Source organism: Synechococcus sp. OH20, assembly GCF_047502685.1.
Classification (GTDB): Bacteria; Cyanobacteriota; Cyanobacteriia; order Thermostichales; family Thermostichaceae; genus Thermostichus.
In genome coordinates, this window is the sequence record NZ_JANSIQ010000030.1 from 67,723 (window position 1) to 78,877 (window position 11,155).

At 61.4% G+C, this 11,155-nt stretch carries 9 protein-coding genes; 4 read left to right on the top strand and 5 right to left on the bottom strand.

Translation table 11 applies throughout. The features are described from left to right. Positions 1-151: 151 nt before the first annotated feature. Positions 152-1,264 (top strand): ATP-dependent 6-phosphofructokinase, encoded by a 1,113-nt coding sequence (locus tag NW826_RS06600; RefSeq protein WP_414347998.1) that lies wholly within the window; start codon positions 152-154, stop codon positions 1,262-1,264. A 196-nt stretch (positions 1,265-1,460) separates the two neighbouring features. Here NW826_RS06600 and NW826_RS06605 read toward each other — a convergent pair whose 3' ends face one another. Beyond that, a complete protein-coding gene (locus tag NW826_RS06605; RefSeq protein WP_414332770.1) occupies positions 1,461-2,471 on the bottom strand; it encodes an FHA domain-containing protein in 1,011 nt (336 codons plus the stop codon). A 139-nt stretch (positions 2,472-2,610) separates the two neighbouring features. Between NW826_RS06605 and NW826_RS06610 the strand changes: the two genes are divergently transcribed. Beyond that, positions 2,611-3,096 carry a CGLD27 family protein gene (locus tag NW826_RS06610; RefSeq protein ID WP_414509736.1) on the top strand — a complete coding sequence of 162 codons (486 nt, stop codon included), beginning with the start codon at positions 2,611-2,613 and terminating at the stop codon, positions 3,094-3,096. Positions 3,097-3,128: 32 nt separating this feature from the next. Then, positions 3,129-4,061, top strand: a complete 933-nt coding sequence (locus tag NW826_RS06615; protein WP_414332766.1) for a bifunctional riboflavin kinase/FAD synthetase — start codon at positions 3,129-3,131, stop codon at positions 4,059-4,061. 6 nt (positions 4,062-4,067) lie between these two features. Here NW826_RS06615 and NW826_RS06620 read toward each other — a convergent pair whose 3' ends face one another. The 4 genes from NW826_RS06620 to rpoD are packed head-to-tail and all read right to left on the bottom strand — an operon-like array spanning position 4,068 to position 6,757. Continuing rightward, positions 4,068-4,307, bottom strand: a complete 240-nt coding sequence (locus NW826_RS06620; RefSeq protein ID WP_414332764.1) for a hypothetical protein — start codon at positions 4,305-4,307, stop codon at positions 4,068-4,070. After that, positions 4,304-5,092, bottom strand: coding sequence for an adenosylcobinamide-GDP ribazoletransferase (gene cobS, locus NW826_RS06625; protein ID WP_414332763.1), 789 nt, complete (start codon positions 5,090-5,092; stop codon positions 4,304-4,306). Before cobS ends, NW826_RS06620 begins: the two co-directional genes overlap by 4 nt. A gap of 48 nt (positions 5,093-5,140) precedes the next feature. Then, positions 5,141-5,485: a DUF4342 domain-containing protein gene (locus NW826_RS06630; RefSeq protein WP_414332761.1), complete on the bottom strand. Its 345-nt coding sequence runs from the start codon at positions 5,483-5,485 to the stop codon at positions 5,141-5,143. 60 nt (positions 5,486-5,545) lie between these two features. Further along, complete coding sequence (rpoD, locus tag NW826_RS06635) at positions 5,546-6,757, bottom strand: RNA polymerase sigma factor RpoD (protein WP_414332759.1); 1,212 nt, start codon at positions 6,755-6,757, stop codon at positions 5,546-5,548. A 619-nt stretch (positions 6,758-7,376) separates the two neighbouring features. Here rpoD and metH point away from each other — a divergent pair. Continuing rightward, positions 7,377-11,021 carry a methionine synthase gene (metH, locus tag NW826_RS06640; RefSeq protein ID WP_414509737.1) on the top strand — a complete coding sequence of 1,215 codons (3,645 nt, stop codon included), beginning with the start codon at positions 7,377-7,379 and terminating at the stop codon, positions 11,019-11,021. The last annotated feature ends 134 nt before the right edge of the window (positions 11,022-11,155 follow it).

Here is an 11,155-nt window from a genome sequence, read left to right on the forward strand (position 1 = left end):
AGGATACTTAACGTCTGGGCTTATCGCCCAAGACAAACTGCGCCGGCAAGGCAGGCTAACCTGATCTTGCTGGGTTGTAGGGATCCCTCAACCTCTCCTTTTTCTCTGCAATCGATGTTTAGGATGTTCGCCCTTTTTCAGCCAGAGACCTATGCCCAAACGTAAGCGAATCGGGATCCTCACCAGCGGCGGCGATTGCGGCGGTCTCAACGCTGTGATTCGAGCGGTGGTGCGGCGGGCCCGCGACTACGACATGGATGTTTACGGCATCAAAGATGCGACGGCAGGACTGATGGCCCGACCGGTGGAGGCGGAGCTGCTGGATGTCAAGCGGGTTTCCGGCATTTTGCGCTATGGTGGCACCATCCTGGGCACTGTCAACAAGGGCAACCCCTTCGCCTATCCCATGCCCGACGGCAGCTTGGTGGATCGCTCGGCAGAGGTGATCACCGGCTACCACCGGCTGGGCTTGGATGCTTTGATCGGGGTGGGCGGGGATGGCAGCCTGGCCATTCTCCGGCAATTGGCTCTGCAGGGGGATTGGAACTTCGTCGGGATCCCTAAGACCATCGACAACGATGTTGGCGCCACCGAGTATTCGGTGGGGTTCAATACGGCTCTGAGCGTGGCTGTGGAGGCCCTGGATCAGCTCACCTACACGGCCATCAGCCACAGCCGGGTTATGGTCATGGAGGTGATGGGGCGGGATGCCGGTCACATTGCCATCAGCGCCGGCATTGCCGGGGGGGCGCATGTGATCTTGATCCCGGAGATCCCCTACAAGCTGGAGAATGTCTGCAAAAGGATCCTCGACCGCAAAGAGCGGGGCAACAATTTCAGCATTGTGGTGGTGGCGGAGGCCGTTCCCACCGAGTCAGGCGAGCCCATAACCTACACCAACAGCCTGGGGCAGTCTCTCTACGGTGGCATTGGCCATTATATTGGCAACGAGATCGCCCTGCGCACCGGCATCGAGACGCGGGTGATGGTTTTGGGCCATCTGCAGCGGGGAGGCACCCCTTCGCCGCTGGATCGCCTGCTGGGAGCAGCCTTTGGGGTGGCGGCTGTGGACCTGATCGCCCAGGGCAAGTACGACCGCATGGTGGCCTGGCAAAACCGGCGGGTGGTGGATGTGCCCCTGGCAGAGGCCATCGCCCAATACCGGCGGGTGGAGGTGGATGGGGCTTTGATCGCCACGGCTATCGGGTTGAATACCTATGTGGGCGAGGTGGATCCCCAGCTTCTGCGCCGCCTTTCCCCCTGAGCAAGTTACCGCCGGCAGAGACAATCTTCCGCCGATATCGGGAAACCTACACCACATCTGGCTTTGGCGACCCAAGCGCGGGATCCCGTTCACCGGACGGCGAAACTCCAAGGTGACCGAAAAGTGACCACCTGTAAAGGAGCAGCAGAAGGTTCTGGAGGAACGGCGGGATCCCACGGGTATCGGGAGGCGGGGTCTAGGTGCCGAGAACGGCTTGCAAAGACCCCACATCGCAGTAGTACACCTGATGAGGGTGGGCATACCCCTTCAGCTCTACGGCCTGCTGCGAGAAGCAGGTGGCTGCCTGCCCCAGTTGTTTGGCCAAGCAGATATAGGTGTCGTGGCTGATGGCCAAGTCGGTGTTGAGGGTGCGGGTGGCACTCTCGATGCGAAAGGCCAAATTCACTGTATCTCCCAAGGCCGTGTACTCCTGGCGAGTGTTGTTGCCCACCTGGCGCACGATCGCCGAGCCGGTGTTGACACCTGCCCCCAGCCGGATGGGAGAAGGCAGAGGAAACTCGCCGTTCAGGTGCTCGGTCATTTGAAACAGCTTCGTCATGGCCTGCAAAACCGACTTGACGTCGAGATCCATTCCCGGCGCTGCGGTTTCCAGGGGAGCTGGGTTGGCCTGGGGCGCGTGGAACCAAACGGCCATGATCGCATCGCCAATGTATTTATCGACCGTGCCGCCGTACTGCTGAATGATATCTCCGCCCCGCCGGAACCAATCGCCCATCACCTGGGAGAGGAGGCGCTCGTCCAGTTGTTGGGTCAGTTGTCCGTAACCGCGCACATCCACCACAGCCACCGAGATCAGCCAGCGGGTTTGCAGAACCAGGGTGTCCGACGGTTTGGCCGCAGAACTGGGTTCTGAGCTGGCCAGGGATCCGCTGTGAAACTCGAGCTGGGATTGTCCAAGGGTGAGGTGATCTCCATCTTGCAGCAGGGTGGGAATGCTGACGCGGCGATTGTTGACGAAGGAGCCGTTGCGGCTGCCCAGATCGATGAGATAGATGCTGTTGTGGTCGAGGTATTGCAGCAGGGCATGTTGGCGCGAAACGCTGGGATCGGTTAGGACGATGGCGTTGTCTTCATCGCGGCCCAGTGTCCAAGCGGTCGCTCCGGAGAGAATGTACTTCCTCTGGCTGCCGTCCGGCTCTCTCAGGACGACATAGGGTGCGGCGGCAGATTCGCTCGTGAAGCTCATGGCAAGAGGGATTGTAGACGCGACCACACTACTCAATACGATACCCCGCTCGCCTTCGGTTATCGGGGCGGACTCTGAGAATGGGCTTGGCGGGGAGCTGACCCGACCGATATCATTTTGTGTAGATACATTAAGGTGTATGCTGGATCCTGCCCATCCCATTCCTGCTGAGCAACAGCCGCTGCGGCAGTATGCCGAGCTAAGGGAGTCTTTTCCTTTCTCCTGGCCCGCTTTGGGGTGGATTCCTTATCTCCGGCGAATCGGCGCTGTTTGGGGAGCGGTCGTGCTGGCGGTTTCCCCGCTGGTTTGGAGCAGCTTTGCCGGGGACTGGGGCCACTTCGTCTCTGGGTCTGTGCTGGGGGCCAATGCTTTGCTCGGCCTGGTGTTGCTCCATCTTTATTTGGGATGGGCCTATGTGCGGCGGCGCTTGCTGCAGGCCCGGATCCCCTATGAAGAAAGTGGCTGGTACGATGGGGCGATCTACGCGAAATCGGAAGAGGAGCTGGCGCAGCATCGGCTGATCGTCAGCCATCAGATCGACCCTGTGTTGCAGCGCCTGCGACGTAGCCTGTGGGGTGTGGTGGGCTTAAGCGGGCTGGTGGCCCTGCTTTGGCCATTGGAGTAGAGGGGGTTGGCTGTTGTTCGGGATCCCAAACTGTGCATGTAACTTCTGATTTGGCTCAAACCTTGCGACCCACCGCTGTGGCCATCGGCAACTTCGATGGCCTGCATCTGGGCCATCAGAAGGTGCTGCAGCCGATTCGAGACTCTCTCCAGGGGGTGCGCACCGTCCTCACCTTTCATCCCCATCCCCAAGAAGTGCTGACAGGGCGCCGGCAACTGTTGCTCACTCCCCCTGCCGAAAAGCTGGCTCTGTTAGCGCAGATGGGTTTTGAGCAGGTGGTGTTGCTCCCCTTCACCCCTGCATTTGCCCGCCAGCCGCCCCAAGAGTTTATCCAAACAGTACTGGAACAGGGCTTGCGCGCTCGCCATCTCAGCGTCGGCTGGGATTTCTGCTTTGGCCACCGTCGTGCCGGCAACGCCCAAACCCTCCAAGCCTGGGGATCCGAGCGCTGCATTCCGGTGGAGGTGATCCCAGAGGCACAACTGAACGGGGAACGGGTGAGCAGCTCCCGCATTCGCGCTGCCTTGGCGACCGGGGAGGTGTCCACCGCCGCAGCGCTCTTGGGTCGCCCCTATCGGCTGATGGGAGAGGTGGTGCGAGGGGATCAGCGGGGCCGACAACTGGGCTTTCCCACTGCCAATCTGCGCCTGCCCCCGGAGAAGTTTTTGCCCCGCGATGGGGTGTACAGCGTTTGGGTGGATGTGCCTGCGGCGGCGGCAGCCCTGCCTGGGGTGATGAACATCGGTCACCGCCCCACGTTTGCCGGGCTACAGCACACTGTCGAGGTACATCTGCTGGATTGGACAGGGGATCTCTACGGGCAAGAGGTGCAAGTGGCGCTGCAGGGCTTTATTCGCCCAGAGCGGAGGTTTCCGGCAGTGGCGGATTTGGTGCAGCAAATTCAGCAAGACTGCCAAACGGCCCGTCAGCAGTTGGGCTTGGCCGAGCACGTGGGCCTGCTGTAGAGGGGCTTAACATCCTCTCGCAGAGAGTTGGCAAGCGCCCATGCTCACCCAGGCGCTGCTGCCATCCCTCCAGTGTTCTTTTTCCCAGATGGGGGCGTTGTGCTTGAGGTTGTTATCGCGAACAGAGCCGCTCATCACCACCACTGCCCCATTGCCCGGATGGGATGCCTCTTGGTGGACACGGTCGATGGATAGGGGAGCGAGGGTGATCTGGAAGGAGGTTTTCAGGGCGGCCAGAAGGTTCATGATGGCTCGAGCAGGGATCCCCACAACAAGGCTATCGCTTCTGACCATTCCACCGTAGCTCCGTAGGTGTCCCCCGTGTGCCCTCCCAACTGGCGGTAGATCCAATAGCCCACGGCCAGGGCTCCCAGGGCAGATCCCAGCGTCCAAAGCAGCAAAGGCTGCCAAGCCAGGAGCCCGGCCCAGCCCAACCCCCCAGTGATGGCCAGCAACAGCAGCGTGCCCGGCCACAGGGATCCCGGCAGAGCAGTGGAGTCTTTGAGGAAGCGGGCGGATCCCTGCCGGCGCAGATAGGGGTAAAGGGCGATGGCGAGCAACTGGCCCCAACGCCCCCAAGCCGGCACCAGCAGCAAGAGAGGCCAGACCTGAAGGCTGCTCAGAGCGGCAAATTTCAGCAGCAGCAGCAGCAGCAAGGCCAGCACCCCATAGGCCCCGGTGTGGCTGTCGCTCATCACCTGCAGGCGGCGGGATCCCTCCAGGTGCCGGGCCGACGGTTGCGGATCCCCTGCCTGAGGATGTTTGTGGACGTTGATCGCCAGGCCATCAGCCGTATCGGCCACCCCGTCTAGGTGCAGCCCACCGGTCAACAGAGCCCACAGAGCCACCAGCAAAGCCGCTCGCACCGCATTTGGGAACATCTGCAGCAGAAGCGCCGCCAGGGAGAGGATCCCGCCCAGCAGCAGGCCTACCACCGGCAGCCAGGCGGCGATGCCCTCAAACGATAGCCCACCCGCCCGCCCCAAAGGCAAGGCGGTGTAGAAAGTCAAAGCTGCCCACAAACGCCTCACGGGCTCGGCCTTGAGGCGGGCATCAGCCGCTGGAACAAGCTTGGCGGGCTAGGAATCATCGCGAATGGTTCGCTCCACAACAATGGTCAGCTTGGCCACCAGAGCTCCGATCGCTCCCACAGCCGCCAACACCGGAAACAGAGCCGCCCCCAACACCCCTGCGGCCACTCCTACGCCCAGAGGGATCTCGATCAACGTCTGCCCTTCGGCATTTTTGATCAAGATGCGGCGAACATTGGCCTCTTCGATCAGCTCGCGGATCTTGGCCAACAGCTCGTCCCCGCTGATCTTAAACTCCTCCACGTGGTACTCCAGCCTGGCCGGAGGCAGATCCCTGCCCTCCCCGTCGGCCTTTGCAGAGGAGTTGGGATCCGGCGTCTCATGGGGGTTCATGCTGAAGAGGCTCCATACGTCGGTTGGCAGCGGCAACTGAGTCCATCCTAAGACCGGATCCTAGCGGATGTACTCTTTCAACACACTGTTGCGATTGGGGTGGCGCAGCTTGCGCAGAGCCTTAGCCTCGATCTGCCGGATCCGCTCGCGGGTTACATTAAAGATCTGGCCGATTTCTTCCAAGGTTTTCATGCGGCCGTCATCCAGGCCGTAGCGCAGCTTCAGCACATCCCGTTCGCGGGGGGTGAGGGTTTCCAAAACGCTCTCCAGATCTTCTCTGAGCAAGACTTTGGCCACCCGATCCTCCGGCGTCTCCCCGTCGGACTCGATAAAGTCGCCCAGGCGCGAATCCTCTTCCTTGCCGATGGGCGTTTCTAAAGAAATGGGGAGCTGGGCCGACTTGGCGATAAAGCGCAACTTTTCGATGGTGATCTCCATGCGGGTGGCGATCTCCTCTTCGGTGGGCTTGCGGCCCAGCTCCTGAGAAAGCAACTTGGTCACCTTTTTGATGCGGGAGATCGTCTCGTAGAGGTGGACGGGCAGGCGAATGGTGCGGGATTGGTCGGCAATGGCGCGGGTGATGGCCTGGCGGATCCACCAGGTGGCATAGGTGGAAAACTTGTAGCCCTTCTCGTGGTCAAACTTTTCCGCTGCCCGGATCAGGCCCAGGGATCCCTCTTGGATAAGATCCTGAAACGACAAGCCCCGGTTCATGTATTTTTTGGCGATGGACACCACCAAGCGCAGGTTGGATTGCACCATCTTTTCTTTGGCCCGCCGCCCCCGATGCAACCGCCGCCGAAATTCCGGCAGGGACATTTTGACTTCCTCTGCCCAGAGGGTGTCGGGCACCTCCTCTGGATCCGACCAGAGGCCCATGCGCTGAAAAACGGCCTCGCGAGCGCGCTCTAGCTCCAGCAGATCGGCAATTTTGCGGGCCAGCTCGATTTCCTCATCGGCCCGCAGCAGCCGGATGCGCCCGATTTCCTGTAAATAGACCCGGATGGAGTCATCAGTGTAGGGCTTTTTCTTACTGGCCGCTTTGCGCTTCGAACGACCCTTGGCACCGACGGCGACAGTCTCGCCATCCTCGTCTGCTACCTCTTCTTCGTCCTCATCCTCATCAAAAGCATCAGTGTCACCGGTATCCAGTTCGCTCTCGAGCGTGTCCGTCCCACTCTCCAACTCCAGAGCGCTGGAAGATGGATTTTCCAGATCCGGTTCGAGAAGCGCTGTTTGACCAGACTGCACCAATTCCTTTGCTTGAGCCATGCTGAGTTCCTCGTGATCCTGATCACAGACAACAGAAGGTGACTAGAGGAGGCTAGACGCCAAAAGGAGGAGAGCCAGTTGCAGCTCTGCCGCCTCCCACAGCGCCAGAGTGAGAGAGTTAGACCGGCAAACCAAAACCTGGCTTGCCCGCTTCTAATAGGCGATTGCTCCGGTCAATCTGGAAGCAGATATCGCTCATGGGGCTTAACTGAACTGGCGCAAGACTCATCTTGATGGACGGAGCCTCTCGCAGTTGCGAAAGGCGGATCTTTTTCTTCGCCAATCTTGCGACGGCAGGCGAGGCACTTCACCAGGGGGACAGGACATTCAGCACCTCAACCACTCCAACCTAGGAGAAGAAGATCCCTCTACAGCAGGCAGCAAATGGCCTCAAAGGGAGCACTTGCAGGCAACTGTAGCCGTTCTCACCAAAACGTCTTCCCTAAATTAGCCCGACCTTGGGGAAACAGCAACGGGGCAGGCAAAGAAAATGTTAAATCCACCTCAATAACCAAAGTCGGATCCCTGGCCTCGGTCTAGTCCAAGCGAAAGGCTCAATGCTACCTTAAATCAGACTTTCTTTAGATCCAACTTGATCCCTGCCTGCGCCGCACCGCCTATGACCCATCCCTTCCTACAGCATCTCCAGGAACGTGTGATCGTCTTCGACGGGGCAATGGGATCCTCTCTGCAAGCCCAGAACCTGACGGCAGCCGATTTTGGTGGGCCGGAGCTGGAAGGCTGCAACGAGATCCTGGTGCTGAGCAAGCCGGAGGCGGTGGCGCAGGTTCACCGGGGTTTTCTAGAGGTGGGGGCCGACGTCATCGAGACCAATACCTTTGGCGCCACCTCGATTGTCTTGGCCGAGTACGGGATCCCGGAAAAAGCCTACGAGCTAAACGTGGCGGCGGCGCGGCTGGCCAAGCGGGTGGCAGCCGAGTTCTCAACGCCGGAAAAGCCTCGTTTTGTGGCCGGCTCCATCGGCCCCACCACCAAGCTGCCCACCCTGGGGCACATCGGCTTTGACCAGATGCGGGCTGCCTATGAGGAGCAGGTGCGGGGGCTCCTCGACGGCGGGGCGGATCTCCTCATTATCGAGACCTGTCAGGACATTCTGCAGACCAAGGCGGCCTTGGTGGCCGTGCAGCAGGAGTTGGCCCGGCGGGGGATCCGCCTGCCGGTGGTGGTGTCCCTGACCTTTGAGGTGCAGGGGACGATGCTGGTGGGCACGGAGATCGGGGCGGCGCTGGCCGTCCTGGAGCCCTACCCCATCGATGTGCTGGGCCTCAACTGCGCCACCGGGCCGGACAAGATGGCCGAGCACATCCGCTACCTCTCCCGCCATTCCCCCTTCCCCATCTCCTGCATCCCCAACGCCGGTCTGCCGGAAAACATCGGCGGCAAGGCCCACTACAAGCTGACGCCGGAGCAGTTGCGCTTCCACCTGGAACACTTTGTGCGGGATCTGGGGGTGGCGGTGGTGGGGGGCTGCTGCGGCACCCGCCCGGAGCACATCGCCGCCTTGGTGGCAGCCGTCCAGGGGTTGCGGCCCAAACGCCGCGCCGTCGAGCGCATCCAGGCTGCCGCCTCGATCTACTCGCCCCAGCCCTACCTCCAGGACAACTCGTTTTTAATCATCGGCGAGCGGCTCAATGCCAGCGGCTCCAAGAAGATGCGGGAGCTGCTCAACGCTGAAGATTGGGACGGCCTGGTGGCCCTGGCGCGGGAGCAGGTGCGGGAGGGATCCCACATCCTCGACGTGAACGTGGACTACGTGGGCCGGGATGGGGTGCGGGATATGCGGGAGCTGGTCTCGCGGCTGGTGACCCAGATCCCGCTTCCCCTGATGCTGGATTCCACCGACTGGCAGAAGATGGAGGCTGGCCTCAAGGTGGCCGGGGGCAAGTGCCTGCTCAACTCCACCAATTACGAGGATGGGGAAGAGCGCTTCCTCAAGGTGCTGGAGCTGGCCAAGACCTACGGCGCGGGGGTGGTCATCGGCACCATCGACGAGGAGGGCATGGCCCGCACCGCCGAGAAGAAGTTCCAGATTGCCGAGCGGGCCTATCGCCAGGCAGTTGAGTACGGGATCCCGCCCTACGAGATTTTCTTTGACCCCTTGGCTTTGCCCATCTCCACCGGCATTGAGGAAGACCGCGCCAACGGAGCGGCCACCCTGGAAGGGATCCGCCGCATCCGCCAGGCTTTCCCCGATGCCCACATCCTCTTGGGCATCTCCAACATCTCCTTTGGACTTTCGCCGGCAGCCCGCGTGGTCTTGAACTCGGTGTTTTTGCACGAGTGCCGCCAGGCCGGGCTGGATGCCGCCATCGTCAGCGCCGCCAAAATCCTGCCCCTAAGCAAGATCCCGGAGGAGCAGCAGCAGGTGTGCCGGGATCTGATCTGGGATCGGCGGCAGTTTAACGCTGAGGGCATCTGCACCTACGATCCCCTGGCGCGGCTGACGGAGCTGTTTGCAGGGGTTTCCAGCCAGGAGCTGCGGGCGGCGGGATCCCTGGCCAAGCTGCCGCTGGAGGAGCGGCTGCGGCGGCACATCATCGATGGGGAGCGCATCGGCCTGGAGGAGACCCTGGCGGAGGCGCTGCAGAAATACTCCCCCCTGGAGATCATCAATACCTTTTTGCTGGACGGCATGAAGGAGGTGGGAGAGCTTTTTGGCGCCGGCAAAATGCAACTGCCTTTTGTGCTGCAGTCGGCAGAAACCATGAAGGCGGCGGTGAAATACCTAGAGCCCTTCATGGAAAAGGTGGGCGGGGAGGTGTGCAAGGGCACCTTCTTGATCGCCACCGTCAAGGGGGATGTCCACGACATCGGCAAAAACCTGGTGGACATCATCCTCACCAACAACGGCTACAAGGTCATCAATTTGGGCATCAAGCAGCCGGTGGAAAACATCATCGAGGCTTATGAAAAGTACAAGCCCGACTGCATTGCCATGAGCGGCCTGTTGGTGAAATCCACTGCGTTTATGAAAGAAAATCTGGAGGTGTTTAACGAGCGGGGCATCGCCGTGCCTGTGATCCTAGGGGGGGCGGCCCTTACCCGCCGCTTTGTGGAAGAAGACTGCCGCCAGACCTACAAGGGCCAAGTCATCTATGGCCGCGACGCCTTTACCGACCTGCACTTTATGGATCGGCTGATGCAGGCCAAGGCCGCCGGGCGCTGGGATGACCGGCTGGGTTTTCTGGATGACTTGGAGCAGCGAGTCAACGGCCAGAAGGAGGCTGCTGCGGATCCAGCGGATCCCACCTTGCCGGCTCCAGAGGTGACCGTGGGCGCTGCTCCTGCCCTTGCGGTCTCGGCTGGCGACGGCGGGGCAGACACCCGTCGCTCCGAGGCGGTTACCCTTGATACCGAGCGGCCCATCCCCCCCTTCTGGGGATCCAAAGTTCTCGCCTCAGATCAGATCCCCTGGCCGGAAGTCTTCTTCTATATCGACAAGCAGGCCCTGGTGGCCGGCCAGTGGCAGATCCGCAAGCCGCGCGACCAGTCGGCGGAGGAGTTTGCCCAGTTTCTCGCCACCCAGGTGGAGCCGGTGATCGAGCGTTGGAAGGAGCGGATCCTGGCCGAAGACCTGCTGCACCCGCAGGTGGTCTATGGCTACTTCCCGGCGCAGGCGGAAGGGAATACGTTAATCCTCTTCGACCCGGCCAGCTTCCCCGAGCTGTTTGCTCTAGAGCCCGGCTCCACCACCTACTTCCAACTGCCCACCGTCGAGCGCCCCCAGCTTTCTCCCCAGGTGCGGGAGCTGGCCCGCTTCACCTTCCCCCGCCAAAAAACCGGCCAGCGCCTCTGCATTGCCGACTTCTTCGCCGATCGCTCCACCGGCCTGGTGGACGTTTTCCCCATGCAGGCAGTTACAGTGGGGCCAGAGGCCACGGTCTACGCCCAGCGCCTGTTTGCCGAAGGCCAGTACACCGACTACCTCTACTTCCACGGCCTGGCCGTCACCCTGGCAGAAGCCTTAGCAGAGTGGTGCCACGCCCGCATCCGGCGGGAGCTGGGCTTTGGCGGCGAGGACAGCCCTGACATCCGCCAGATCCTGCACCAGGGCTACCGCGGCTCCCGCTACAGCTTCGGCTATCCTGCTTGCCCCAACATCGCCGATCAGCGGGTTTTGTTGGAGCTGCTCCGGGCCGAGCGCATCGGCCTGACCATGGACGACAGCGACCAGTTGGATCCGGAACAGTCCACCACTGCCATCGTCGCCTACCACCCGGCGGCCCGCTATTTCAATACTTGATCCCTCACCCCCAGCCCCTCTTCCTGAGATCCTCACCCACGGCCTCTCTCCCTGAGGGATCCACCCTCACCCCCAGCCCCTCTCCCTGAGGGATCCACCCTCACCCCCAGCCCCTCTCCCTGAGGGATCCACCC